General features: G+C 71.3%; 24 protein-coding genes and 1 other RNA gene. 13 read left to right on the forward strand and 12 right to left on the reverse strand.

All coding sequences use genetic code 11. The annotated features are described in order from the left end of the window. Nucleotides 1–222 precede the first annotated feature (222 nt). Nucleotides 223–1,017: a hypothetical protein gene (locus ABD292_RS28240; RefSeq protein ID WP_344212447.1), complete on the reverse strand. Its 795-nt coding sequence runs from the start codon at nt 1,015–1,017 to the stop codon at nt 223–225. 304 nt (nt 1,018–1,321) lie between these two features. Further along, nucleotides 1,322–1,789: a hypothetical protein gene (locus ABD292_RS28245; protein ID WP_344212449.1), complete on the reverse strand. Its 468-nt coding sequence runs from the start codon at nt 1,787–1,789 to the stop codon at nt 1,322–1,324. A gap of 113 nt (nt 1,790–1,902) precedes the next feature. Between ABD292_RS28245 and ABD292_RS28250 the strand changes: the two genes are divergently transcribed. Beyond that, complete coding sequence (locus tag ABD292_RS28250) at nt 1,903–2,355, forward strand: tyrosine-type recombinase/integrase (RefSeq protein ID WP_344212451.1); 453 nt, start codon at nt 1,903–1,905, stop codon at nt 2,353–2,355. Between the two features lie 35 nt (nt 2,356–2,390). Here ABD292_RS28250 and rnpB read toward each other — a convergent pair. From rnpB to ABD292_RS28270, 4 genes are all read right to left on the reverse strand, one after another. Then, nucleotides 2,391–2,781: RNase P RNA component class A (gene rnpB / locus ABD292_RS28255), an RNA gene on the reverse strand. A gap of 179 nt (nt 2,782–2,960) precedes the next feature. Continuing rightward, complete coding sequence (locus ABD292_RS28260; protein WP_344212453.1) at nt 2,961–4,223, reverse strand: bifunctional RNase H/acid phosphatase; 1,263 nt, start codon at nt 4,221–4,223, stop codon at nt 2,961–2,963. Continuing rightward, on the reverse strand, nt 4,220–4,960 hold the full coding sequence (locus ABD292_RS28265) for a zinc ribbon domain-containing protein (RefSeq protein ID WP_344212455.1): 741 nt from the start codon (nt 4,958–4,960) through the stop codon (nt 4,220–4,222). The genes ABD292_RS28260 and ABD292_RS28265 overlap by 4 nt, the downstream gene beginning before the upstream one ends. A 2-nt stretch (nt 4,961–4,962) precedes the next feature. Next, on the reverse strand, nt 4,963–5,763 hold the full coding sequence (locus ABD292_RS28270) for a Nif3-like dinuclear metal center hexameric protein (RefSeq protein ID WP_344212457.1): 801 nt from the start codon (nt 5,761–5,763) through the stop codon (nt 4,963–4,965). Nucleotides 5,764–5,857: 94 nt separating this feature from the next. Here ABD292_RS28270 and ABD292_RS28275 point away from each other — a divergent pair, with 94 nt between their 5' ends. The 5 genes from ABD292_RS28275 to ABD292_RS28295 all read left to right on the forward strand — a co-directional run bounded on the left by ABD292_RS28275 (nt 5,858) and on the right by ABD292_RS28295 (nt 11,679). Continuing rightward, nucleotides 5,858–7,312: a flavin-containing monooxygenase gene (locus ABD292_RS28275; protein ID WP_344212459.1), complete on the forward strand. Its 1,455-nt coding sequence runs from the start codon at nt 5,858–5,860 to the stop codon at nt 7,310–7,312. A 9-nt stretch (nt 7,313–7,321) separates the two neighbouring features. Continuing rightward, on the forward strand, nt 7,322–8,353 hold the full coding sequence (locus ABD292_RS28280) for a dipeptidase (protein WP_344212461.1): 1,032 nt from the start codon (nt 7,322–7,324) through the stop codon (nt 8,351–8,353). 4 nt (nt 8,354–8,357) lie between these two features. Then, entirely contained in the window at nt 8,358–9,143 is a 786-nt protein-coding gene (locus ABD292_RS28285) for a GNAT family N-acetyltransferase (RefSeq protein WP_344212463.1), read from the forward strand. Between the two features lie 66 nt (nt 9,144–9,209). Then, the gene (locus ABD292_RS28290; RefSeq protein WP_344212465.1) at nt 9,210–10,637 is read left to right on the forward strand and encodes an Nramp family divalent metal transporter; all 1,428 of its coding nucleotides are present in this window, start codon (nt 9,210–9,212) and stop codon (nt 10,635–10,637) included. A 43-nt stretch (nt 10,638–10,680) separates the two neighbouring features. Beyond that, nucleotides 10,681–11,679 (forward strand): helix-turn-helix transcriptional regulator, encoded by a 999-nt coding sequence (locus ABD292_RS28295; RefSeq protein WP_344212467.1) that lies wholly within the window; start codon nt 10,681–10,683, stop codon nt 11,677–11,679. A 3-nt stretch (nt 11,680–11,682) separates the two neighbouring features. Here the strand turns inward: ABD292_RS28295 and ABD292_RS28300 are convergent, their stop codons facing one another. The 3 genes from ABD292_RS28300 to ABD292_RS28310 are packed head-to-tail and all read right to left on the reverse strand — an operon-like array spanning nt 11,683 to nt 15,370. Beyond that, a complete protein-coding gene (locus ABD292_RS28300) occupies nt 11,683–13,173 on the reverse strand; it encodes an AMP-binding protein (RefSeq protein WP_344212469.1) in 1,491 nt (496 codons plus the stop codon). Beyond that, nucleotides 13,173–14,207, reverse strand: a complete 1,035-nt coding sequence (locus tag ABD292_RS28305) for an acyl-CoA dehydrogenase family protein (protein ID WP_344212471.1) — start codon at nt 14,205–14,207, stop codon at nt 13,173–13,175. Before ABD292_RS28305 ends, ABD292_RS28300 begins: the two co-directional genes overlap by 1 nt. Beyond that, on the reverse strand, nt 14,204–15,370 hold the full coding sequence (locus ABD292_RS28310; protein WP_344212473.1) for an acyl-CoA dehydrogenase family protein: 1,167 nt from the start codon (nt 15,368–15,370) through the stop codon (nt 14,204–14,206). The genes ABD292_RS28305 and ABD292_RS28310 overlap by 4 nt, the downstream gene beginning before the upstream one ends. Nucleotides 15,371–15,574: 204 nt before the next feature. Between ABD292_RS28310 and ABD292_RS28315 the strand changes: the two genes are divergently transcribed. The 3 genes from ABD292_RS28315 (at nt 15,575) to ABD292_RS28325 (ending at nt 18,060) form a co-directional block, all read left to right on the forward strand. Further along, the gene (locus ABD292_RS28315; RefSeq protein ID WP_344212475.1) at nt 15,575–16,174 is read left to right on the forward strand and encodes a TetR/AcrR family transcriptional regulator; all 600 of its coding nucleotides are present in this window, start codon (nt 15,575–15,577) and stop codon (nt 16,172–16,174) included. A gap of 66 nt (nt 16,175–16,240) precedes the next feature. Then, nucleotides 16,241–17,227, forward strand: coding sequence for an AurF N-oxygenase family protein (locus tag ABD292_RS28320; RefSeq protein ID WP_344212477.1), 987 nt, complete (start codon nt 16,241–16,243; stop codon nt 17,225–17,227). Next, nucleotides 17,224–18,060, forward strand: coding sequence for an SDR family NAD(P)-dependent oxidoreductase (locus ABD292_RS28325; RefSeq protein WP_344212479.1), 837 nt, complete (start codon nt 17,224–17,226; stop codon nt 18,058–18,060). Before ABD292_RS28320 ends, ABD292_RS28325 begins: the two co-directional genes overlap by 4 nt. Here ABD292_RS28325 and ABD292_RS28330 read toward each other — a convergent pair. Next, nucleotides 18,002–18,784, reverse strand: coding sequence for a class I SAM-dependent methyltransferase (locus ABD292_RS28330; RefSeq protein ID WP_344212481.1), 783 nt, complete (start codon nt 18,782–18,784; stop codon nt 18,002–18,004). The two genes, ABD292_RS28325 and ABD292_RS28330, sit on opposite strands and share 59 nt — an antisense overlap. Before the next feature lie 51 nt (nt 18,785–18,835). Here ABD292_RS28330 and ABD292_RS28335 point away from each other — a divergent pair, with 51 nt between their 5' ends. Together ABD292_RS28335 and ABD292_RS28340 are read left to right on the forward strand one after the other, a co-directional pair. Continuing rightward, the gene (locus tag ABD292_RS28335; protein WP_344212483.1) at nt 18,836–19,654 is read left to right on the forward strand and encodes a copper resistance CopC family protein; all 819 of its coding nucleotides are present in this window, start codon (nt 18,836–18,838) and stop codon (nt 19,652–19,654) included. After that, the gene (locus tag ABD292_RS28340) at nt 19,651–20,682 is read left to right on the forward strand and encodes a copper resistance D family protein (protein ID WP_344212485.1); all 1,032 of its coding nucleotides are present in this window, start codon (nt 19,651–19,653) and stop codon (nt 20,680–20,682) included. The genes ABD292_RS28335 and ABD292_RS28340 overlap by 4 nt, the downstream gene beginning before the upstream one ends. A gap of 24 nt (nt 20,683–20,706) precedes the next feature. Here ABD292_RS28340 and ABD292_RS28345 read toward each other — a convergent pair whose 3' ends face one another. Continuing rightward, a complete protein-coding gene (locus ABD292_RS28345; RefSeq protein WP_344212487.1) occupies nt 20,707–21,885 on the reverse strand; it encodes a hypothetical protein in 1,179 nt (392 codons plus the stop codon). 90 nt (nt 21,886–21,975) lie between these two features. On the opposite strand from ABD292_RS28345, the gene ABD292_RS28350 reads away from it, so the two are divergent. After that, nucleotides 21,976–22,509, forward strand: a complete 534-nt coding sequence (locus ABD292_RS28350; RefSeq protein ID WP_344212489.1) for a GNAT family N-acetyltransferase — start codon at nt 21,976–21,978, stop codon at nt 22,507–22,509. On the opposite strand, the gene ABD292_RS28355 is transcribed toward ABD292_RS28350, so the two are convergent. Then, nucleotides 22,400–23,770, reverse strand: a complete 1,371-nt coding sequence (locus ABD292_RS28355) for a cytochrome P450 (RefSeq protein ID WP_344212491.1) — start codon at nt 23,768–23,770, stop codon at nt 22,400–22,402. The genes ABD292_RS28350 and ABD292_RS28355 overlap by 110 nt on opposite strands. 124 nt (nt 23,771–23,894) lie before the next feature. Between ABD292_RS28355 and ABD292_RS28360 the strand changes: the two genes are divergently transcribed. Next, nucleotides 23,895–24,350: a PaaI family thioesterase gene (locus tag ABD292_RS28360; RefSeq protein ID WP_344212493.1), complete on the forward strand. Its 456-nt coding sequence runs from the start codon at nt 23,895–23,897 to the stop codon at nt 24,348–24,350. Nucleotides 24,351–24,421: the final 71 nt, after the last annotated feature.

Consider the following 24,421-nt stretch of genomic DNA (forward strand, 5'->3'; position numbering starts at 1 on the left):
CACGGCCGCAGAGGGGTGGGAGTGACGATTCGGCCTGTAGGCCCTGTGGGTCGGTTCCCTCCGGCTACCGCCCTCTTCGGCCCACTCGGCTTGCCCTGATGGCACGCTGATGGCACGGCGATCATGCCCTTCCACCCGCGTCGCCAACGCTTTGGATCAACGTCTTGGGGCCACTTCTCCCCATCGAACACTGTGCGTCTGGATGCGTACCTGATGACCGCGTCACCCGGAGGCGACCGACACAGCCGAGGGCGCGTCGAGGTCGTGGGCGGAACGGGCCAGCCAAACCACGGCCAGGACACCTGCGACCGCCACCACGTCGTCGTAGATCTCCCGCGGCACTCCGCTCAACCCGCCCGCCATCATGAGCACGAGGGGCAGCACCAGAGCGAGGATGCCGTACCTGACAGTGGCTCGCTGGAAGCGGTCGTTGTCCCACTGCGCCCGCAGGACCAACACGTTCCAGATCAACGACCCGAAGCCGGCGACCAACTCGAGAACTCCGACTGCGTGCCCGGACAACGCCAACCCCAAGCCGACGGCGGCGCTCCCATACCCAAGCATGCCGCAGACCAGCAGGATGAGGACATGTCTTCGGGTCCGTCCCACGACCGGAGAGAGCAGGAGCACGACCCCAACCATCGGCACGAACGACACCACGGTCCCCCACAGGGACCAGCTCACCAGGAACGGACTGACCAGGGTTGACGCTGCCGCGACGTACAGCGTCACGCGCAAGCGCCATGTGTCCCGGTCCTGCTCCGCCGACGTCCCAGTCAGCGGTCCCCGCAGGAACTCCCACAACGCCCAGGCCACCACCAGTCCCGCCAGGGTCAGCAGGAGCACGTTCAGCCACGTCACCTGGATGCTCGCGTCCGGCGCCGCGAACAACGTCATCCACCACAACGCGCCGAGGTCGCCGGCAGCCAATGCGACCACGACGGCGACGACCAGCGCGGAGAGGTAGACGCCCGTGACTATGAAGGCGGGAACGCCTAAACGGTGACGACGGAGCACGTGACACTTCCTGGAGGAGAGAAGGCGGGAGGGGACGCCTCACCATAGCGAGCCCTGCACCCTCCTTTCCTCGATCAAGGCAAGGGGGGACGATCGTCACGCCGACCTCGGGGAGGCTCGTTGCGAGTTCACGCTGGTTCGGGTACGAGGTCAGGTCGATCAATCGGGTTCAGACCTGTTCGTGCTCGTGCAGCCTGGGTGGCTCCCGGTCTGGCTCCCCTTTGGGCTCTCAGCCCATCACACTTCTCGGGGTCGGCTGCGTCCGCCTGCGCCCTAACGCGCGTGGCACGCCCGAAGTCAAATTTCACCAGCAGCGGGGATCCCAGAGAGGCCTTCCGTAGTATTCGATGTCCACGTCGACGATCACGGTCTGGTACTCATATCCGGCCTCTTGCCTCGTCGGCTGCTGGTAGCCGTGTTGCACCCAGGCGCCGATCGAGAGTTCGGAATAGCGCTCGTCACCGTCAGCGATCTTGGCGGCCTCGTAATGCTTCACCACCTCGTCGACCGGCCTATCCGTGACCAGGTCAAAGCGGGTGTGGAATGTACAGTCGCCCGAGTCGCCGCTTACTCTTGATTGCGGGCCGTAGAAGGCGGGTCGCGAGCCGCCGGGTGGCGGCTGGTACTCTACGAGTCGGTCCACAAGCTGGGATAACTGATGGTCGTGGATCCACACAGGCGTCTTGAAGAGCGCGTAGAGCAGAAGTAGCGGCACCATCACGACAACTGTTCGGCGAAGCCAACGCGGACTCCTCGATGCAGCGATCGACATGGTCCGTCATCCTTCCGTATCAACCGCGAAGCTGCGCGGAGCGCCACACTGCATGGGTCCTTCCCTGGACCGGGTGTACGGCGACGAAGGCATGATTAGGATATCGGCAGGTTGTGGTCATCAGTCGACGACCGCAGTTCGGCCTGCCGAAGACCTCCGCGTCGTTGCGAGACGTGCCCATGCCCGGCTTCGTCGCGGCAGCGATCGACCAGCACGCCAAGCGGTTCGGGCTTGCCTCGGATGGCGTGCTGTGCCGAACCGGTCGGGGCACCCAGTTGCGACGCGATTACTTCGACAAGAGGAGCTGGAAACCCGCCCTGGCGGTCGCCGGCCTTGCCGGGGACGTGACCTTTCACGATCTACGCCATACCTTCGCGAGCACCGCCCTGGCCGAAAGCGTCCCGATCTCCGAGGTGTCCCGCTGGCTGGGGCACAAGTCCATCACCACGACTGTGGACTTGTGCGGCCATCTGATCCCGGAGGCGACCGGGTGCGCCCGTGATGCCCTGGACAAGGCGTTCAAGTCAGCGCTGAATGTGCCCGGAAAGTGCCTTGGCGGATCTTGAGAGTGGCTGCGGTGCAGGTCACAGGGGTTGATGGGGTGACGAGTCGGCCTGTAGGCCGGGTTCTGTCCTTCGTGTGAAGGGGCGACCATCCATCTAGGGCCGTCGTTGCCGGCGGCCTCGAGCGGTCTACCCGCGCGGCTCGGGCGGGCAGCCCTCGAACGTCGCGCGCGGAACGCTCCGAGAAGCGTTCCTTCTTGACCTTGCTCCGGGTGGGGTTTACCTAGCCGCCCACGTCGCCGTGGGCGCTGGTGGTCTCTTACACCACCCTTTCACCCTTACCTCCCGGCGTGCGGGAGGCGGTTTGCTTTCTGTGGCACTGTCCCGCGGGTCACCCCGGGTCGGTGTTACCGACCACCCTGCCCTGTGGAGCCCGGACCTTCCTCGGCGGGCCCGCTGGGAGCCCGACGCGGTCGCCCGGCCGACTCGTCTGGCACAGGCTATCAGTTTCAAGCCGTTCTCAACTCAGCCGCAAGATCGCTCCGATGGAATGGGCAGGTCATCGCCTGAGGGGGGCGATGCGCAGGCGGCCGTGCCGGGGCCTTGGCGGACCCCGGCACGGCCACAGCTCCGCCCCAGCTCCGGCGCAGCTCCGCGTGAGCGTCAGGTCAGCGCAGGTGGGCGGTGTCGTTGAAGGACTTCACGACCGCGGGGCCGTCGGCGTAGTACTCGATCAGGCTCAGGCAGGCCAGGTCGAGGTGCATGCGGTAGAGAGACTCCAGCGGGGCCATGAGTGCCAGGCGCAGGAGCATCTTGATGGGGGTGACGTGGGAGACGGCGAGGACGGTCTTGCCCTCGTACCGCTCCACCAGGCGTTCCCCCGCCGCCTGCACGCGGCGCGCGGCCACGGCGAAGCTTTCGCCGCCGGGCGGGGCGGCCTCCGGGTCGGCGAGCCAGGCGGTCAGCTCGGCAGGCCAGCGGCGCTGGATCTCCGTGAAGGTGTGTCCCTCCCACTCGCCGAAGTCGGCCTCCCTCAGCTCGTCGTCCACCTCGACGTCGAGGCCGGTGCGGGCGGCGACGGCGGCGGCGGTCTGGCGGGCGCGCTTCAGCGGGGAGGAGACGATCACGTCGGGCCGGTACGGCTCCCGCGACAGGCGTACGGCGGCGGCCTCCGCCTGGGACAGGCCGTTGGGCGTGAGCTCGGGGTCGCCGAGGCCGGAGAAGCGGCGTTCGAGGGAGAGCTCGGTCTCGCCGTGGCGGAGGAGGAGCAGGGATGTGGCGACGCGGGTGGGGGGACGCCATCCAGTGCCCGTCTCCACCTTCTTCCCGGCGGCCCGGGTGCGCTGCTGGGCGGCGGCCACGGAGGCGGTAGGCGCGGAGAGGTCCGACGAGCCGCGGGCTGGGGCGGAGATGCTGCTGACGTCCAGGAGATCGGTTTGCGAAGGCGAAGGCGAGGGGGAAGGGGGCAATCCCGGTTCGTCGCTGTCGCTTGTGCCGCCGGCCTTCCAGCGCAGCCCCTGGGCGGCGGCGTCCATGGCCTCGTTGGCCAGGCGGTCGGCGTGCTTGTTGCGCTCGCGCGGGATCCAGGTCCACTCCGTGACCCGCAGCCGCCGCACCAGCGCCCCCGCCTCGGAGGCGAGCGGCCGCAGCCCTTCGTTCTTGATCTTCCAGCGGCCGGCCATCTGCTCGACGACCAGCTTGGAGTCCATCCTGACGGCGACGGCCGCGCCCTCGCCGCCCACCCGCAGCACGGCCTGGAGCCCGGCGATGAGCCCGCGGTATTCGGCCACGTTGTTGGTGGTGACGCCGATCGCCTCGGCGGCCTCGGCGAGCACCTGGCCGCTCGCCGCGTCCTTGACGACCGCGCCGTAGCCGGCCGGGCCGGGGTTGCCGCGCGAGCCGCCGTCGGCCTCGATGACGTAGTGACTCACAGGCCGGACTCTGGGGTGCGGACGAGGATCCGCCGGCACTCCTCGCACCGGAGCACCTCGTCGTGGGGTGCGGCCTTGATGCGGTTCATCTCGGCGATGGACAGAGCGACCTTGCAGCCCTGGCAGCGCCCGTGGCGGAGCATGGCCGCGCCGACGCCGTACTGCTCCCTGAGCTTCTCGTAGAGCTTGAGCAGGTCGGCGGGGATCTCGGCGGCGACGCCGGTGCGGCGGCCCTGGACGTCGGCCGCCTCCTTGTCGATCTCCTTCAGCGCGGCGTCGCGGCGGTCCTCGGCGGCCGACCGCGCGGCGGCGGTCTCGTCGCGCCTGGCCACCAGGTCGCGCACCTTGCTGTCGGCGGCCTCGCGCCGCTCCATGATCTCCAGCACGACCTCCTCCAGGTCGCCCTGACGCCTGTGCAGCGAGGCGATCTCGGACTGCAGGCTCGCCAGGTCGCGCGGGGAGGTCACGGCGCCGGAGTCGAGGCGCTTCTGGTCGCGGTCGGCGCGGGTGCGTACGGCGTCGACGTCGCTCTCTGCCTTGGCCTGCTCGCGGGCGAGGTCGCCAGCCTCGGTCTCGGCTTCGATGACCTGGGTGGCGAGCCTGGCGTACTGCTTGGAGCTCTCGTCGATCTCGGCCAGCTCGGGCAGGGTGCGGCGGCGATGGGCCAGCCGGTCCGCCACGGAGTCGAGCTCTGCCAGGTCGAGCAATCTCTTCTGGGCGTCAGGCGCAGCTTTCATGATCAATATCCTCTTGTCCAAGCATCGGTGACCGTGGCGGAGACACGCGTCTCAACGGTAACGCCACTGGCGTGCAGGATGGACGCCGCGCTCTCCAGCCACGGCCACTCGGTCGCCCAGTGCGCGGCGTCGATGAGCGCGGGCCCGCCCGACTCGACGAACTCGCTGGCCGGATGGTGGCGCAGGTCGGCGGTCAGGAACACGTCGACGCCGGCCTCGGCGGCGGCGCCGAGCAGGGAGTCGCCCGCTCCCCCGCTGACCGCGACCCGGCGCACCGGCCGGGAGAGCTCGCCCGCCACCCTGATGCCCCAGGCCGTGCGGGGCAGCCCCTCGGCCGCCCGCGCCGCGAACTCGCCCAGCGTCGTCGGCTCGGACAGCTCGCCGATGCGGCCGAGGCCGCGCCACGGGTCGTCGGGGAAGGGCCGCAGCGGCACCAGGTCGCCGGTCAGCCCGACGGCGCGGGCCAGCGCGTCGGAGACGCCGGGGTTGGCGACGTCGGCGTTGGTGTGGGCGGTGTAGAGGGCGACGCCGCGCCTGATCAGGGTGTGGATCAGCCGTCCCTTGGGCGTGGTGGCGGCCACGCTCGTGGTGCCGCGCAGGTAGAGGGGGTGGTGGACGACGATGAGGTCGGCGCCCCACTCCAGGGCCTCCTCGGCCACGGCCGCGACGGGGTCGACGGCGAGCAGCACCCGCCGCACCTCCTGATCGGGATCGCCGCACACCAGCCCCACGGCGTCCCACGACTCGGCCCGGGCGGGCGGGTAGGCCGCCTCGAGCACTCCGATCACGTCCGTCAACGTCACAGCAGCCACCTGCGAAGACTATCGGCCTCCGGGAGGGTCGCGGCGAAACGACGTTCGGCGTAATGTAAGTGGACACTGACAGGCGGAGGGTGGCATGGCACCAAGCGTCGCGATCATCGGAGCCGGCTTCGGCGGACTGTGCATGGCGATCCGGCTGGAAAGGGCCGGCATCCGCGCGTACACGATCTTCGAGAAGGCGGACGACCTCGGCGGGACCTGGCGCGACAACAGTTATCCCGGGGCGGGCTGCGACATCCCGTCCCACCTGTATTCCTACTCCTTCGAGAAGTACGCGAGCTGGACCCGTCGTTACCCGGACCAGCCGGAAATCCTCGGCTATCTGCAGCACTGCGCCGACAAATACGACGTACGGCGAAAAATCAGGTTCCGCAACGAGGTCAGGAGCGCGGCGTTCGACGGCCGTCAGTGGCAGATCACCGCCGCCGGGCCGGACGGGGACGAGCGGACGGAGGCGTTCGACGTCATGGTGGTGAGCGTCGGCCAGCTCAACCGCCCCCACCTCCCCGACATCCCCGGAATGTCGGACTTCGCGGGCGTCTCCTTCCACTCCGCCCGCTGGAACCACGACCACGACCTCACCGGCAGGCAGGTCGCCGTGATCGGCACCGGCTCGTCGGCGGCCCAGCTCATCCCGCCCGTCGCCGAGCGGGCCGCGCGGCTGCACGTCTTCCAGCGCACCCCCAACTGGGTGATCCCGAAGCCGGACGCCACGTTCGGCCCGCTGACCAAGCTCGCCCTCCACTACGTCCCCGGCCTGCAGCGGGCCTACCGCGAGTGGATCTACCGGTACGCCGAGGCCACCCTCTACCCCGCGCTGGCCCAGGGCTGGAGCACCGGCCTGCTGCGCAAGCGGGCGCTCGGCCACCTGTACGAGCAGGTGCCGGAGCCGGAGCTGCGCGCCAAGCTCATCCCCGACTACCCGCCCGGCTGCAAGCGCGTGGTCATCGACAGCCGCTTCTACCCCGCCCTCACCAGGGACAACGTGGACGTGATCACCGACAAGATCGTCCGCATCGGCCCGCGCGGCGTCGAGACCACCGAGGGGCTGCGCGAGGTCGACACGATCGTCTACGCGACCGGGTTCAGGAGCACGGAGTTCCTGACCCCGATGGAGATCACCGGCCGCTCCGGCCGCTCACTGAGCGAGCGGTGGGCGAACGGCGCGGAGGCCTATCTCGGCATCTCGGTGCCGGAGTTCCCCAACATGTTCCTGCTGTACGGCCCCAACACCAACCTCGGCCACAACTCGATCATCTTCATGCTCGAATGCCAGGTCGCCCACATCATGGCCTGCCTGCCCCGGCTGGCCGAGCAGGGCCCGATCGAGGTGCGCCCCGAGGTGATGGCGGCCTGGACCCGGCAGCTCGACGCCGCCATGGACCGCATGGTGTGGGGCGGCGGCTGCCAGAGCTGGTACAAAACGACCGAAGGCCGCGTCACCAACAACTGGCCGGGCCCGACGACGCTCTACCGCAGGCTCACGGGCAAGGCGCCGGGCGGCGCCTACCGGCCGGTCCCGGCACGGTAACGTCCGAGCATGACGCTTCACCCCTTGCACCAGCGCGCCGTCGTCGCCGACACGCACAACGACCTGCTGATGGCCGTCTCCGCCCGCCCGCCGCACGTGTGGTCGTCGTTCTTCCGCGAGCGCTGGCTGCCGCAGCTCACGGCGGGCGGCGTCGACCTGCAGGTCCTGCCGGTCTTCATCGACGACCAGTACCGCCCCGAGGGCGCCTTGCGGCAGACCCTGCGGATGATCGAGTGCGCCCACGTGATCGCCGAGGGCAACGCCGACCGGGTCGCGCTCTGCCGCGACGCCCGCGAGATCGACGCGGCGCTGGAGTCGGGCAGGATCGCGCTGGTGCTGGCGCTGGAGAGCATGCCGGGCCTGGACGCCAGCGTCGAGCTGATCCCGACGATGCACCGGCTGGGCGTACGGGTGGCGTCCATCGCGCACTTCGGCCGCACTCCGCTGGCCGACGGCAGCGCCGAGGACGCCACCGGCAGCGGCCTGACCTCGCACGGCGTCGCCGTCCTCGCGGAGATGGAGCGGCTCGGCATCATCTTCGACGTCTCCCACCTCGGCGCCTCGGGCGTCGCGCACGTCCTGGAGCTGGCCACCAGGCCGGTCATGGCCACCCACTCCGCGGCCCGCGCGCTGCGCGACCACCACCGCAACCTCACCGACGAGCAGCTGCGCGGGGTGGCCGCGACCGGGGGCGTGATCTGCGTCAACTTCTTCGCCCCCTTCCTGGCCGAGCAGCCGGCCGGCTACACGCTCGACCGCCTGCTCGACCACATCGAGCACATCGCCGGGGTGGCCGGCGTCGACCACGTCGGCCTCGGCCCCGACTTCGTCAAGGAGGTCTACGACGACCTGCTGCCGCCGTTCTGCGAGGGCGAGAACGACCGCGGCGTGGACCCGAAGGCGACGGTCCCCGGCCTGGCCGGGCCGGAGGGTCTGCCCCTGGTCACCGAAGGGCTGCTCACCCGCGGCCTGCCGGAGAAGGACGTCGAGAAGATCATCGGCGGCAACGTGCACCGGCTCTTCGGCGAACTGCTGAGCTGAGAACATGACACCCGCGAGCGAGCAGGCGGCGGCCAGGGCCGGCGTCGTGATCAGGGAGCTGTCGGAGATCGACGAGTTCCAGCAGGTCAACCGGCTGTTCGACGACATCTGGCATCCTGAGCCGCGCAACGTGCCCGTCCCGCTGGAGTTGATGATCGGCTTCGCGCACGGCGGCGGCTACGTGGCGGGGGCCTACGAGGGCGGCACGCTGGTCGGCGCGTCCGTCGGGTTCCTGGCGGCCGACCGCACGCTGCACTCGCACGTCACGGGCGCGGCGGCGGGCCGCGGCGTCGGCTACGCGCTGAAGCTCCACCAGCGCGACTGGTGCAGGAAGCGCGGGCTGCGGCGGATCACCTGGACCTTCGACCCGCTGGTCCGCCGCAACGCCCACTTCAACCTGGTCAAGCTGGGCGCCCGCCCGGAGGAGTACCTGAAGGACTTCTACGGGACGATGGCGGACGCGATCAACGAGGGCGACGCCTCCGACCGGCTGCTCGCGGTGTGGCAGGTCGACCAGGACCGCCGGGCGGCGGCGGACGCGCCCACCGTGGACGATCCGCCGCGCGCGCTCCTGGCCTGCGAGGACGGCCGCCCGGTCTTCCACCTCGCGGGCGGCGAGGTGGTGCTCGTCGGCACCCCGCCCGACGTCGAGGAGCTGCGCCGCACCGACCCCGGCACGGCCGCGGAGTGGCGCGCGGCGGTGCGCACGGCGCTCGGCGGGCTCATGGGCGCGGGCGGCGAGGTCATCGGGTTCACCGATCGGGGCGAGTACGAAGTGTGGGTTCACTGACCACTTCACCCCCGTTGGCGGTCTTTGTAAGGTGATCGGTGAGGCACGCCGAGCAAGGAGATCCGCATGGCGGAATTCACCCCCACCGTTCCTGCGCGAGTCCTACCCCCCGTCACCGTCCGCGACCTGCCCGAACCACCCCGATCCACCTGGCGCGTCATCGGCCCCGGCCTGGTGGGCGCGGGCGTCGGCCTGGCGTCGGGCGAGTTCATCCTCTGGCCGTACATCGCCTCCCAAGTCGGATTGATCTTCGTCTGGGGCGCGGCGATCGGCATCATCACGCAGTGGTTCATCAACATGGAGATCGAGCGCTACACGCTCGCCACCGGCGAGACCGCGCTCACCGGCTTCAGCCGCATGTGGCGGCACTGGGGCCTGGTCTTCGTCCTCATGACGCTCTGCTCCAACCTGTGGCCGGGCTGGGTGACCAGCTCGGCGACCATGGTCACGTACCTCACCGGGACGGGTGCGGGCAGCGTCCGGTGGATCGCGATCGGCATGCTGCTGCTGATCGCGCTCGGCCTGACCCTGGCGCCGGTGATCTACACGCTGCTCGAACGGGTGATCTTCCTCAAGATCGCCCTGGTCGTGACGCTGATCGTGGTGGCGGTGCTGTTCGCCATCACCGCCGACAGCTGGGTCGAGCTGGGCAAGGGCATGACCGTGAACGCCGGGTTCCCGGTGCCCGAGCTGGAGTTCGCGGTGCTCATGGGCGCCATCGCGTACGCGGGCGCCGGCGGCGGCCAGAACCTGTGCCAGAGCAACTGGATCCGCGACAAGGGCTTCGGCATGGGCCTGTACGTCCCCCGCCTGGTCAGCCCGGTCACCGGCCAGGAGGAGGCGGCGCCCACGACGGGCTACCAGTTCGCCCCGACCGAGGGCAACCTGGCCCGCTGGCGGCGGTGGTGGCGCTTCGCCAACGTCGAGCAGGCGTGGACGTTCGCCCTGGTGTCGTTCGTGACGATCGCCCTGATGTCGATGCTGGCGTACTCGACCGTCTTCGGCCGGGAGGGGCTGCAGAACAGCATCGGCTTCCTGGAGGTGGAGGGCCGGGCGCTGCAGGAGGCCGTCGGCGCGTGGTTCGGCGTGCTGTTCTGGGTGATCGGCGCGCTGGCGCTGTTCGCCTCGGCGATGGGCATCGTCGACTACACCTCGCGGCTCGCCTCCGACACGATCAAGACCGTCTACCTGCGCGACCGGCCGGTGTCGGTCAACCGGGTCTACTTCCTGACCGTGTGGGCGCTGGTGCTGGTCGGCGTCGTGATCCTGCTGCTGGGCTTCGACCAGCCGCTGATCCTGCTGGTGTTCTCGGCGAGCTTCGCGGCCGTGATGATGTTCGTGTACTCGATCCTGCTGATCGTGCTCAACCGGCGGGCCCTGCCCAGGGAGATCAGGGTGCGGTCGTACCGGCTGGGGGCGCTGGTCTGGTCGGTCGCGTTCTTCGGCACGCTGACCGTGCTGACCGTCGTGCAGCAGGCGCAGAAGCTGTTCTGAACAAGGAACGGTTCCTTCCGCGAGAGCGGGCAGACTGGGCGTCATGCTGGAAACCTCCGCCCGCCTGCTCAAGCTGCTCTCGCTCCTCCAGGCGCACCGCGAGTGGTCCGGCCCCGAGCTGGCCTCCCGGCTCGGGGTCTCGACCCGGACCATCCGCAACGACGTGGAGCGGCTGCGCGCGCTCGGCTACCCGGTGCACGCCACGCCGGGCGTCGCGGGCGGCTACCGGCTCGGCGCGGGCGCCGCGCTGCCACCGCTGCTGCTCGACGACGAGGAGGCCGTGGCGGTGGCCGTCGGGCTCGGCCGGGCGGCGGGCGGCGGCGTCGAGGGCATCGAGGAGACGTCGGTGCGCGCGCTGGCCAAGCTGGAGCAGGTGCTGCCGGCGCGGCTGCGCCGCCGGGTGCAGGCGCTCAACTCCTACACCGTGCAGGCCGCGTACCCGATTCCCGGCGCGCCCGCCGTGCCGCCCGAGCTGCTGACCACGATCGCGAACGCGGCCCGCGACCACGAGCGCCTGCGCTTCGACTACACCGGTCACGACGGCGACGACACCGTGCGCGACGTCGAGCCGCACCGGCTGGTGCACCGGCGGGGCCGCTGGTACCTGGTGGCGTACGACGTCGAGCGGCGCGACTGGCGTACGTTCCGGGTGGACCGGATCCGGCCGCGCACCCCCGGCGGCCCCCGGTTCGTCCCGCGCGAGCTGCCGGCGGACGGCGACGTGGCGGCCTACGTGGAGCACGGCGTCACCACGGCGATGGTGCGCCACCGGGCGACGCTGCTCGTGCACGCCCCGGCCGGGCGGCTCGGCTACCTCGCGAGGCTGGGCATGGAGGCGCGCCCGCGCGACGAGGCGAGCTGCCTGGTGGAGGTCGGCGGCGACGACCTCGAAGGGCTGGCGGTCTGGGTCGGGTTCATCCGCGAGGACTTCGAGGTGCTCGACCCGCCGGAGCTGGCCGAGGCCGTGGGGCGGCTGGCGGAGCGCTACCGCCGCGCGGCCGGCGGCCGGTCCGGGCCCGGCGGGCGGCCGGGCCCGGAGTAGTGCCTATGCCGTTCCGTCCAGGTACTCGGCACGCACCTTCGAACGCGACAGCTTGCCCGTGGGGGTGCGCGGCAGCAGCTCGCGGTACTCGACGACCTTCGGGTGCTTGAACCTGGCGATGCGCGGCCCGCAGTGCTCCAGCAGCTCGGCGGTCAGCTCGGGACCCGCCTCGACGCCCTCGGCCGGCTGGACGAGCGCGACCACGTTGTGCCCCCACTCCTCGTCGGGCACGCCGATGACGGCCACGTCCGCCACGGCCGGGTGCTCCAGGAGCGCGGCCTCGATCTCGGCCGGGTAGATGTTCACCCCGCCGGAGACGATGAGGTCGGTGCGCCGGTCGCACAGGAACAGGAAGCCGTCCTCGTCGAGATAGCCGATGTCGCCCGGTGTGTACCACTCGCCGCGCATGCTGGCGGCGGTCTTCGCCGGGTCCTTGCGGTACTCGAAGCGGCCCATCGTGGACTTGACGTAGATCATGCCGGGCTCGCCGGGCGGCAGCTCCTCGCCGTCCTCGTCGAGGATCTTCGCCTCGAACGTGGGCGCGGGCCGGCCGACCGTGCCGGGCCGCGCCAGCCAGTCGTGCGGCTTGACGGCGAAGGCGATCGTGGACTCGGTGGAGCCGTAGTACTCGTAGAGCACCGGCCCCCACCAGTCCATGATCTGCTGCTTGACCGCGACCGGGCAGGCCGCCGCGGTGTGGATGACCTGGCGCAGGCTGGAGACGTCGTACTTGGCGCGTACGTCCTCCGGGAGCTGGAGCATCCGGTGGAACATCGTCGGCACCATCATCGCGTTGGTCACCCGGTATCGCTGGACCAGCTCCAGGATGTTCTCCGGGTCGAACCGCGGGGTGATCACCACGGTGTGCCCGAAGTGCAGCGCGAACTGGGTGTGCGCGCACGGCGCGGAGTGGTACATCGGCGAGGTCACGAGGTGGGTCTCGTCGCCCGGCCTGAGGTCCACGACCTCGCCGAAGAACCACGCGTACAGCGGCACGATCGCCTCCGGCTCGGCGCCCGGCAGCGACCGCTGGACGCCCTTCGGGAAGCCGGTGGTGCCGGAGGTGTACCACATGACCGCGCCGCTGGTCCGGTCGGCGGGCGCGTCGCCCGGCTGCCCCGCGGCGAGCCCGGCCGTGCCGACCTCGGCGCCGGGCACCTGGTGGTCGGGGCCGGTGACGACGACCTTGGCGTCGCAGTCGCGCAGGATGTACGCCACCTCGGCCTCGGTCAGGTGCCAGTTGATCGGCACGTAGTAGAGGCCGAGCTGGCCGGTGGCCATGAGCATGACGACCGCGTCGATGCCGTTGGGCAGCACGCCCGCCACCACGTCGCCGACGCCGAGCCCGCGGGCGCGCAGGCCGTGCGAGACCTGGTTGACGCGGGTGAGCAGCTCGCCGTAGGTGGTGCGGGTGCCGTCGGTGTCGATGACGGCCAGGCGGTCGGGGTGTGCGGCGGCGATGGCGTAGAAACCGGGAGTCTTGTCGAAGTCCATCACAGCTCCAGGAGCTCCGCGAGTCGGGCACGGTGGATCCGGGGCGGGCCGAGCAGCACCTCGTCGGTCTTGGCCCGCTTGTAGAACAGGTGAGCGTCGTGCTCCCAGGTGTATCCGATTCCGCCGTGCAGCAACAGGTGGTCGCGGGCGACCTCGAAGCAGGCGCGGCCGATGTACGCCTGGGCGAGCGCGGCGGCCTCCGGCAGCTCGTCCGGGGCCTCGTCGGCGGCCCAGGCGGCGTACCTGACGATGGACTCGGCCTGTTCGAGCTTGTTGTGCATGTCGGCGAGCTTGTGCTTGACCCCCTGGTAGGAGCCGATGTAGCGGCCGAAGGCGACGCGGATCTTGGCGTAGGCGACGATGGCGTCGAGCGCGGCCCGCATGACGCCGAGCTGCTCGGCGGCGAGCGCGACGCACACCCGGTCCATGACGCCGTCGTCCCTGCGGGGGCCGAGCACCCGGCAGGGCGCGCCGTCGAGGACGATCTCGGCCTGGCCGCGCGTGAGGTCGAGGGCGTCGAGGGCGGTCCTGGTGACTCCGGGGGCGGTCAGCTCGACGGCGACCATGACCGCGCCGCCGTCGGCCGCGGTCGCGGGCGTGACCAGCACGTCGGCCTCCATGCCGCTCAGCACCTGCGCGAGCCGCCCGCTGACGGACGTGCCGTCGCAGGTGAGCGCGTCGCCGGCGGGCAGGCCCAGGGTGGCGGCGAGGCGGCCGTCGGCGATGCCGGACAGCAGCTCCTTGTCGGGCGTCGCGGTCAGGGCGATCGCGGCGAACGCGGTGGCGAGGAACGGTCCCGGCAGCAGCGCGGCGCCGGTCTCCTCCAGCGCGACCGACAGCTCGGTGAGACCGGCGCCGGCGCCGCCGTACTCCTCGGGGATGATCAGGCCGGACAGGCCCAGCTCGCCGTTCAGCCGGGCGTAGACCTGCGGGTCGTAGCCCTCGCGGGCCTTGCGCAGCGGCGAGGCCGACCCCAGGAAGGACCTGACGGACTCCTGGAGCTGCCGCTGCTCTTCGCCGAGTACGAGCTTCACGCCTGCGTCCCCACCTTCAGGTCCTTGAACGGCACGTTCTTGTCCACCCGCGGCTCCGGCGGCAGCCCGAGCACGCGGTCGCCCACGATGTTGCGCATGATCTCGTTGGTGCCGCCGCCGAGCGCCATGCCGGGCGCGATGGACAGGGCCTGGGCGAGCGGATGGTCGGCCAGCGCCGTCTCCGGCCCGACGAGCTGGGTGGCGAGGTCCGCCTGGAACATCGTGAGCTCGGCCAGCAGCAGCTTGGCGCCGCTCCCCCGCGCGCCGGGGAAGATGCCGGCCTTGGTCTCCTGGGACAGGCGCTGGTTGAACAGGGCCAGCGCGCGGCTGCGGATGTGCAGCTCGACGAGCTGGTCGCGGACCAGTGGATCGCTCGTGTCGAGGACCTTGCGCAGCGCCTCCACGGAGGCCGGGTGGTCCTTCGAGCCGCCCATGCCGACGCCCGCGGAGATCGACAGCCGCTCGTGCAGCAGCGTCGTGACGGCCACGCTCCAGCCGTCGTTGACCTCGCCGACGCGGTGCTCGTCGGGGATGATCACGTTGTCGAAGTAGATCTCGTTGAAGTTGGACCGGCCGGACATGTCCTTCAGCGGGCGTACGGTCACGCCCGGGTGGTGCATGTCCACCACGAACATGGTGAGGCCCTTGTGCTTGGGCACCTCCACGTCGGTGCGGGCCAGCAGCAGCCCCCAGTCGGCGTGGTGGGCCACCGAGGTCCACACCTTCTGGCCGTTGACCACCCAGTGGTCGCCGTCGCGCTCGGCCTTGGTCTGCAGGCTGGCGACGTCGCTGCCCGCGCCCGGCTCGGAGAAGAGCTGGCACCAGATCTCCTCGCCGCGCAGGAGCGGGCGGACGAACCGTTCGCGCTGGGCGTCGGTGCCCCGGTCGACGAGGGTCGGGCCGGTCATCCCGAGGCCGATCGAGAAGACGTAGGTGGGCAGGGTGTAGTCGCGGGCCTCGGCGGCGAAGGCGCGCTCCTCCGCCTGCGTCAGCCCCTGGCCGCCCCATTGCGCGGGCCAGGTGATGCCGGAGTAGCCGGCGTCGTAGAGCTTGGCCATGAACTCCTTGGCCCTGGAGATGGCGTCCGTCCCGGGCGGATCGCCGTGCGGAGCGTTCTCCTCCAGCCAGGCCCTGGCTGCACGCCGGTAGTCAGCAAGGTTCACTTCGACTCCTCGGTATCAGTGCTCACTTACTCTAATCAGGCGAACGCGGGACGCATAGAGCATTGCTCTGCCGACGCGGCGTACCTGGGGGTGAAGGCCCAGGCGAGCGGGTAAGGGATGGTTTCCGGCCCTGATCGACTACGGGCGAGGACCGGCCGATACCATGATCATGAAGATAGTCAGCATTGAAAAGAGTTACCCGTTGTGACATCTGGTTTCAGCCGATTACGGCGTGAGGATCTCCTGAAGACCGCCTGCGAGGTGATCGCGGAACAGGGCTTCGGCCACACCAGGACCGTCGACATCGCCCGCGCGGCGGGGGTCAGCCAGGCCCTGCTCTTCTACCACTTCGAGAGCAAGGAACGGCTGTTCGCCCAGGCTTTCATGTACGCCGCCCGGCAGCACCTGACCACGCTGGAGGACATCGAGCAGTCCAAGGCCGCGCCGCTCGACCGGTTGCGCCGGCTGCTGCGCGTGTGCGCCCCCACCATGCAGCCGGAGGGCTGGCGCCTGTGGATCGACGCGTGGGCGGAGGCGATGCGCAACGCGGAGCTGGAGCAGATCTCCCGCCGCATCGACACGCACGGCCGCCTGCTGCTGCGGGCGATCATCGAGGACGGCGCCGCGGCGGGCGAGTTCACCTGTCCCGACCCCGACGGGGCGTCCTGGCGGATCTTCGGGCTCATCGACGGGCTGGCCATCCAGATCAACGTGCATCCCAAGGTGCTCTCGCGGCGGCGGATCAACACGCTGATCCGTACGACGGCGGCGAACGAACTCGGCGTATCCCTAGAAAAGCTGTGAAACACCCCTCTTCCCGAGTTATTGGACAGTTCGTACAATTACTTGGCGAGGAGAGGAGTGCATGCGATGACACGCGCACCGAGCTCTATCACCGCCAGGGAAGCCGACGAGCAGGTGGCCGGCCGCGCCGCCTACCGGGCGGTCATCGACCGCCTGTCCAAGGCGTCGGTGGACAAGCACTGGGAGCCCTACCGCGACATCCCCTGGGACGACCCCGAGTACCGGGTGGACCCCGCCGACCCCCGGTGGGAGCTGCCCGGGGTGGACAAGCTGGGCGGGCACCCCTGGTACCGCGCCAGGACCCCGGAGACGCGCGCCGCGATCGGGCTGTGGCGGGTGGCCACCGCCATGAAGATCGGCCTGCAGTTCGAGAACCTGCTCAAGCGCGGGCTGCTCAACTACGCCTACCGGCTGCCGAACGGGTCGCCGGAGTTCCGGTACGTCTACCACGAGACCATTGAAGAGGGACATCACGGGATGATGTTCCAGGAGTTCGTGAACCGTACCGGGATGCCGATCCGGGGCATGCCGCGGCCGCTGTCGTTAGTCGCGCAGGTCGCGCCGTTGATCCCGCTGATCTCGACCGAGCTGTTCTTCGTGTTCGTGCTCGGCGGGGAGGATCCCATCGACCACGTGCAGCGCAAGGTGCTCAAGGACGACCGGCCGCACCACCCGCTGGAGGAGACGATCATGCGCATCCACATCGCGGAGGAGGCCAGGCACATCTCCTTCGCCCGGCACTACCTGCGCAACCGAGTGCCGCGCATGCCCGCGTACCGGCGGTTCATGCTGGGCGTCGCCGCGCCGCTGATCCTCGGCGTGATGGCCCGCATCATGCTCGCGCCGCCCGGCGCGATGATCCGGCACTTCCGCATCCCCCCGAACGTCGTCGCCGAGGTCTACCTGCGCAACCCCGAGGCGCGGCGCGAGATCCGCGACTCGGTGGGCAAGACCCGGGAGCTCTGCGCCGAGCTGGGGCTGGTCAACCGCTTCACCCGGCGGCTCTGGCGGGCCATGGGCATCTGGGCGGAGCCAGGGGCGGCGGGCCGGTGAGGACCGCGATCGTCACCGGAGGGGCGTCCGGGATCGGGCGGGCGCTGGCGCGGGCGCTCGCCGCGCGCGGCGTCGCCGTCACGGTCGCCGACCTGAACGAGCCCGCCGACCTCGCCGGCTGGGGCAAGGGCGAGCTGGAGTACGCGCGCGTGGACGTCACCGACGCCGAGGCCGTGGCCGCGCTCGTCGAGCAGGTGGCCGGCGAGCGCGGACGGCTGGACTTCATGGTCAACAACGCCGGCATCGCGGTCGGCGGCACCGCGCTGGAGATGACGCGGGCGCACTGGGACCGGACGATCGACGTCAACCTGCGGGGCGTCGTGCACGGGGTGCTGGCGGCCTACCCGATCATGGTGCGGCAGGGGCACGGGAACATCGTCAACACCGCGTCGATGGCGGGGCTGGTGCCGGCGCCGCTGATGCTCCCGTACACCGCCACCAAGCACGCCGTCGTCGGGCTGTCGCTGGCGCTGCGGGCCGAGGCGGCCGAGCACGGCGTACGCGTGTGCGTGGTCTGCCCCGGCTTCGTGGACACGCCGCTGCTCGACAACGCCAACCCCGGGCTGCCCGCCACCAGGATCGGCGCGGCCGCGCGGCAGGCGATCGGCCCAGGACGGCTCTACTCCGCCGACGCGCTCGCCGCGGACGTCCTGCGCGGCATGGCCCGCGGCAAGGCCGTCATCGCGGCGCCCGCGTCGGCGCGGATCGCCTGGCGGCTGGCGCGGCTATGGCCCGGCGGCGCGGTGCGGGTCGCCGGGCTGGCGTCCCGGCTGGTCAACCGCGGGGAGGACGGCCGGGAGGACGGCGCGCCACGACCACCTCGGTCTGCCTGACGTGCTCCCACTCGCCTGAGGGGTTGTCGGCGAGCAGCTCTCTCCTCGCGTCCTCGACGAACGCCTCCAGCCGCTCGCCGAGATACGTGGGCGTGCTGTAGGAGTAGGAGAACTGCAGGCCGAGCACGGTGTCGAGGCCGCTCGTCACGGGCCGCTCCCAGCAGGCCGTGGTGAGGTCGGAGAAGGGCGAGGCGGCCAGGACGTCGTGGTGGTGCAGGCCGGTCGCCTGGTAGGTGCCGGACGCCGGCTGCTTCCCCACGCCGAAGCGGGCGCGCACCCGCCGCATCGCCGGCTCCCACGGGTCCTCCGGCGGCTGCCGGGACGGCCCCAGCAGCACGACCACGCCGTCCGGCGGGAGCAGCCGGTCGAGCTCGGCCAGCACCGCGCGGCGATCCATCCAGTGGAACGAACGGCCCATCACCACGTGGCCGAACGGCGGCAGCGCGGCCAGCCCCGTGGAGTCGCCGGACAGCCAGCGGACGTTCGGCAGGTGCGCGCCCCGGCGGCGGCCCTCCGCCAGCATCTCCGGGTCCGGGTCCACGGCCAGGACCTCGCGTACGTGCGGGGCCAGCGGGATCGCCACCGTGCCGGGGCCGCAGCCGAGGTCGAGCACCGTCGCGTCCCTGCCCAGGACGGCGGCCACGTGGGCGATGGCCTCCTCGCCGTGATCCAGCCGGTGGCGGGCGTAGTACGGCGCAGCGCCGCTGAACGGGCTTCCTCCCATGGGTGGGACCATATACGGGTTCTTGACGTGTTCGATGGAAGGCTTTCGGCTTTGAGGCGGCTACTCACGGTCCTGCTGCTCGCCTGTGTCGCGGCGGTGGTCGTACCTCCGTACGCGGCTCAGGCGCACAACGTGCTGGTCGGCAGCGACCCCCGGGACGGGGCGACGCTGACGGCCGCGCCCGGGCGGGTGACGCTGGTCTTCGACCAGGCGGTGCGGCAGGGGTACGCGCAGATCGGGGTCACCGGGGCGGACGGCTCCTCCTGGGCCGACGGGGACGCGGTGGTGGCCGCGGAACGGGTGTCGGTGAAGCTCAAGGCGCTGCCGGGGGGCGGGGCGTATGTGGTGGGCTATCGCATCCTGTCGGCCGACGGGCACCCGGTAACCGGCAAGCTCACCTTCACTGTGGCCTCGGCCGGCCCCGCCGCCCCGGCGCCCGCGGAGGCCACCCCGAACGCCGCGGGCACCCCGAATGCCGCAGGGGCCCCGGACGGCATGGCCACCCCGGACACTGCGACCACGCCGGACGCTACGGCCCCGGATGCTGCGGCGGCCCCGGACGCTGTGGCGACCTCGGAGGCTGTGGCGGCCTCGGACGCCGCGGGGGCCTCGGGGGCGGCGGCTGAGGCGGCGGCGAACGGCGGGGCCGGGATGGCGGTCGTCTGGATCGTCGGGGCGCTGGTGCTGCTCGCCGCCGGCACCGTCGTCGCCCTCCGCCGCACCCCACCCCCGGCCCCCGCCACACCAGGCACCCCGCCCTCGGCCCCAGCGGCACCCGCTGCTCCGGACCCGGCGGCACCCGCTGCCTCAGCTCCGACGGGGCCCGCCGCCCCCTCCACCACCGATTCCGGTGAGGGGGTGCGGTCGTGAGTGTCGCGGCTCCTGCCCTTGCCCGTCCCCGGACCGGCGGGAAGCTGCTGGCCGGGGCGTTCGGCGTGTGCGCCGTGGTCGCGGCCGTGGCGGCGAGCACGTTCACCGCGCAGGAGGCCGTCCCCGGCATCCCGATGCCCGGCCCGGTCGTCGAGGTGGGCCTGCCCGTCGTACGGGTCCTGCTCGACCTCGCCGCCGTCGCCGTGGTCGGCCTGAGCCTGCTGCCGAAGCTGCTCGGCTTCGACGCCCCCGACCGCACCGAGCCGATCCTGCTGCGGGTGCGTCCGCTGGCCGTGGTCGCGGCCTGGGCGTGGGCGATCTGCGCCCTGCTGACGATCGTGTTCCAGACGGCGGAGCTGAACCCGGGCGTCGTGCCGACGTTCGGGATGATCGCCGACTATGTCGGGAATGTCGGGACGGGTCAGGGCCTGCTGTTCAGCGCCGCGTGCGCGCTCGCCGCCGCCGGGATCGGCCTGATGGCGGTGCGGTTCGGCGAGAAGGTCCCCGCCGAGCTGCGGGTGATCGTGGCGCTGTTCGGCCTGCTGCCCATCCCGGTGACCGGCCACGCCGTCGACTCGGTCTGGCACGACCCGATCATGGTCTCGATGGAGATCCACGTGATGGGCTCGGCCGCCTGGACCGGCGGCCTGATCGCGACCGTTGCGTTCGTGGGCCCGCACCGCGACCTGCTGGCGGTGACGCTGCCGAAGTTCTCCCGGCTGGCGACGTTGTGCCTGCTGCTGGTCGGCCTGTCGGGCCTGGTGACCGGGCTCGGCACGATGGCGCTGACGCCGGGCGTGACGCTGCCGGACGCGATCGTGACCAGCCACTATGGACTGCTGGTCGTGACCAAGACCGCGCTGGTGGCCGCGCTGGTGCCGCTGGCCGCGCACATCCGCTTCCGCCTGCTGCCCGCCATCAGGACCGGCCGGGCCACCGCCCTGGTGGGCTGGGCGGTGGCCGAGGTGTCGGTGATGGGCCTGGCGTACGGGGTGGCGGTCGCGCTCACCCGCGCCTCCATCGCCTGACCGTCCAGGGGCCAGGATCGGGGCTCAGGCGGTGACGACCGCCGGGGCCTCGATCGGCGCGGGGGCGGGGACGCGCCTGCGGGCGATCCACTCGGCGGCCAGCCAGGCGGCCAGCAGCCCGAGCCCGGCCCAGACGGCCGAGGGCGTGGCGAGGGGCGGCGCGCCGGCCAGCCCCTCCTGGCCCTTCACGGCGCCGTACACCGCGCCCATGATCGTGCTCTGGACGACGAGCGCCCCGTACGCGACCGCGGTCGCCCCCACGGCCCCCACGACGGCCCGTACCGCGGGCATCCGCAGCAGGAACGCCACGTCCACCGCGAGCCCGGCCACGACCAGGAAGAACGGCACCGCCGACGGCGGGAAGCCGGTGAAGGTCAGCAGCGGCCAGATCAGCGTGCGGAAGGCGACGTACGCCCCGGCGACGAGGGTGGCGGCGCCGAAGCGGCCGATCAGCAGCCGGGCCACCACCAGCACCGACAGCCCGGCGACCACGGCGTAGACCGGGTAGAGGAAGTCGGGCACCGGCAGCGCGAAGCCGAGCATCATCGTACGGTCCACCGGCCGCCCCATCTGGTCGGCGGCGAACTGCAGCAGGATCGGCTCGGCGTAGACGGCGTTGTTGTCCCAGGCGCCGACCGACAGGATGCCGTACTCCTGGTGCTGCTCGGGGAAGTGCACGTTCTCCAGGAAGAAGGCGAGGAACGCGGCCAGCACGAGCGTGCGCTCCCTGCCGGGTGGCGCGCCCATGAACCAGCCGCGGATCACACCCGCGATCATGAAGAACGTTCCAACGTAGAGCATGATGTGCGACGGGCTCCACGAGGTGATGTCGAGCCCGTTGACGCGGTGGTTGATCAGGTCGAGCGGGACCGCGACGAGGAAGATCCCGGTGCCCCACTGGATCAGCCTGAGCGCGAGCTTGTCGACGCCGTAGCCGGTGTAGCCGTGGATGATCGTCAGCGCCACCACGATCGCGGTGCCCGCCGAGTTGAGCAGGTGGGGCGGGGCGAGGTCGTCGCGCAGCCACTTGAAGTGCCACGAGACGTCCCAGGCCGAGCCGAGCAGCTTGAGCGTGAGCGCCACCAGCCATCCGAAGTAGAGCACCCTGAACAGGTCGTTCGGCGTCTCGCGCCCCGCCTGGCCTCTGGTCCAGTACGGCAAGGCCCACTCAGCGGCCTTTTTGATCGATGCTGGAGACTTCACGGGAGTGAATCTTACGGTCCTCGGCGACCTCGGGTCTCGGTCCCGTGGACGTCAGGGACATCCACCCCTCCTACTGCGACAATCCGCCATATGTCATACGAAATTCGGGCGGCTCGGCCGGAGGACGCCGGTGTCATCGAGGAGGTCCGCCTGGCGACCTGGCGCGTCGCCTACCGGGACGTCATGCCTGCGGACTTCCTCGCCGGGCTGGAGGTGCGGCCCGAGATCGTCCGCAACCGCGCCGACGCCCTGGCGAGCGGGCGCGTGACGGGCCGGGTGGCGGTGCGTGACGACGTACGCGGGTTCGCCCTGTACGGCCCCTCGCGGGATGAGGACGTGCCCGGTATGGAGGTGTACGCCATCTATGTGCTGCCCGAGGAGTTCTCGACGGGCATGGGGCGGGCCCTGATGGCCGCCGCCGTCGAGGACCTGGCGTCGTCCGGGCATCGGGAGGCCGGGCTGTGGGTGCTGGCGGCGAACGCGCGGGCGCGCCGGTTCTACGAGCGGTTCGGGTTCAGCCCGTCCGGCCGGTCGAAGATGCTGCCCGATCCGCCGCTGGAGGAGGTCCACTACCGGATGGGCCTGGCAGGGGGCGCGGGGTCAGGCGTACCGGCAGGCTCTTGAGCCCGTTCTGGAAGTTGGAGGTGAGGCGCCGGGGCTCGCCGGCGAGCTCGACGTCCCAGCGCAGCAGCTCCCTGAGCGTCGCGCGGAACTGCGCGCGGGCCAGGTGCGCGCCCAGGCAGACGTGCGGGCCGAAGCCGAAGCTGACGTGATCGTTGGGGGCGCGGGCCAGGTCGAGGCGGTCGGGGCCGGGGAAGACGGACGGGTCGCGGTTGGCCGAGGCGTGGTAGACGACCACCTTCTCGCCCGTGCGTACGTGCTGCCCGCCGAGGGTCAGGTCACGGGTCGCCGTACGGCGGAAGTGGATCACCGGCGGCCAGAACCGCAGCAGTTCCTCGACCGCGGACTCCAGCAGGGACGGGTCGGCGCGCAGGCGGGCCAGCTCGGCCGGGTGCTCCAGGAGCGTGAGCAGGCCGCCGGGGATGCCGTTGCGCAGGGTCTCGTTGCCCGCGACGGCGAACAGGAAGAACATGTTCTCGAACTCGCTCTCCGTCAGGCCGCCGCGCCGCATCGCGGACATGACGGACCCGTCGTCCTCGGACGCCCCGGCGAGCGCGTGCGCATATCCGAACATGTCCGCCAGCGCCGCCCGCGACCTCGGGTTCACGCCCGGCCACGGCTCCGGCCTGGACGCGACCGCCCGGCGGCCCATCGGCGTGAGCGAGGCGACGTCGGCCGTGGACAGGCCCGCGTGGTCGGCGTCCTGGTAGCCGATGACCCGCGAGGCCCAGTCGTACAGCAGCCGCCGGTCCCGCGCGGGAACCCCCATCACGTGGGCCAGCGTCCAGACGGGCAGGTCGGCGGCCACCTCCACGAAGTCGCACGTGCCCTGCGCGAACAGCGCCGCCGCGCGTCCGGCGATCGCCCGCTCCAGCGCGCGGACCGCGCGCGGGGTGAAGGCCGCCGCCACGATCCGGCGCAGCCTGGAGTGGTCCGGCGGGTCCATGTTCAGCATCATGTCCTGGACGAACGCCAGGTCGAACGGGGTGTCGGGATCACGGATCTGGGTGGCGCCGAGGTGCGAGGAGAAGTCCTCCGGGGTGCGGAGCACGTGCTTGACGTCGGCGTGCCGGAAGACGGCCCAGAAGCCGGGGCCCTCGCGCCAGGGGCCGACGGCGGGCTCGGGGATCCAGCGGACCGGGGTTTCTTCGCGTAGGCGAGCGAAGAGGTCGTACGGGACGGAGCTCTCGTACGTGGACGGCAAGAAGACCCGGACCGCCTCCGCGTCCGTCGCCGCCGCCATGTCCGACCGATGCGCCGTCATCCCCCGCCCCTTCCTGCCGGCCCTCTCGCTCCGCATACGAGCTTTCCCCCGCCCCCGCACGTAGTTATCCACAGGCAGGCACTTCTCGCCTTCGCGATGCCGGGCGAGCGTGCATGATGACCGCGTGACCTCAGCAGACCTGACACCACAGACTCCGGCCCCGGCCGGCGGCATCGTCCCGGAAGCCCTGGACGCCATCCTCCGTGACAACTTCGCCCCGTGGATCCAGCGGCTCGGCCTGCGGGTCGAGGAGGCGGGCGAGCGCCGCACCGTCCTGCGCCTGCCCTGGTCCGACGAGCTGGCGCGCGAGGGCGGCGGCCTGTCCGGGCAGGCGATGATGGCCGCCGCCGACACCGCCACGGCCCTGGCCGTCTGCGCCGCGCGCGGCGGGTTCGTGCCGATGACGACCGTGCAGCAGTCCACGACGTTCCAGCGTCCGGTGTCGGGCCGTGACGTCCTGGTCGACGTACGCATCACCAAGCTGGGCCGCACCCTCGCCTTCGCCGAGATCACCCTGACCGCCGAGGGCACCGCCGAGCCGGCCGCCCAGGCCACCACCGTCTACGCCCTCCTGGGCTGACCTTTCAGTGATCTTCCTGTTCCCGCAGGTCAACGGCACCGAGCGCGACCGTGACGGGCCGCCGGGACGTC

It is taken from the genome of Nonomuraea bangladeshensis, from assembly GCF_039529455.1.
Lineage (GTDB): Bacteria > Actinomycetota > Actinomycetes > Streptosporangiales > Streptosporangiaceae > Nonomuraea > Nonomuraea bangladeshensis.

Bases quoted from the DNA above. Each gene is read 5' to 3' on its own strand.
- ABD292_RS28245 (WP_344212449.1), bottom strand. From the start codon at position 1,789: ATGTCGATCGCTGCATCGAGGAGTCCGCGTTGGCTTCGCCGAACAGTT.
- ABD292_RS28265 (WP_344212455.1), bottom strand. From the start codon at position 4,960: ATGAAAGCTGCGCCTGACGCCCAGAAGAGATTGCTCGACCTGGCAGAG.
- ABD292_RS28275 (WP_344212459.1), top strand. From the start codon at position 5,858: ATGGCACCAAGCGTCGCGATCATCGGAGCCGGCTTCGGCGGACTGTGC.
- ABD292_RS28280 (WP_344212461.1), top strand. From the start codon at position 7,322: ATGACGCTTCACCCCTTGCACCAGCGCGCCGTCGTCGCCGACACGCAC.
- ABD292_RS28285 (WP_344212463.1), top strand. From the start codon at position 8,358: ATGACACCCGCGAGCGAGCAGGCGGCGGCCAGGGCCGGCGTCGTGATC.
- ABD292_RS28290 (WP_344212465.1), top strand. From the start codon at position 9,210: ATGGCGGAATTCACCCCCACCGTTCCTGCGCGAGTCCTACCCCCCGTC.
- ABD292_RS28295 (WP_344212467.1), top strand. From the start codon at position 10,681: ATGCTGGAAACCTCCGCCCGCCTGCTCAAGCTGCTCTCGCTCCTCCAG.
- ABD292_RS28300 (WP_344212469.1), bottom strand. From the start codon at position 13,173: ATGGACTTCGACAAGACTCCCGGTTTCTACGCCATCGCCGCCGCACAC.
- ABD292_RS28320 (WP_344212477.1), top strand. From the start codon at position 16,241: ATGACACGCGCACCGAGCTCTATCACCGCCAGGGAAGCCGACGAGCAG.
- ABD292_RS28330 (WP_344212481.1), bottom strand. From the start codon at position 18,784: ATGGGAGGAAGCCCGTTCAGCGGCGCTGCGCCGTACTACGCCCGCCAC.
- ABD292_RS28350 (WP_344212489.1), top strand. From the start codon at position 21,976: ATGTCATACGAAATTCGGGCGGCTCGGCCGGAGGACGCCGGTGTCATC.
- ABD292_RS28355 (WP_344212491.1), bottom strand. From the start codon at position 23,770: ATGACGGCGCATCGGTCGGACATGGCGGCGGCGACGGACGCGGAGGCG.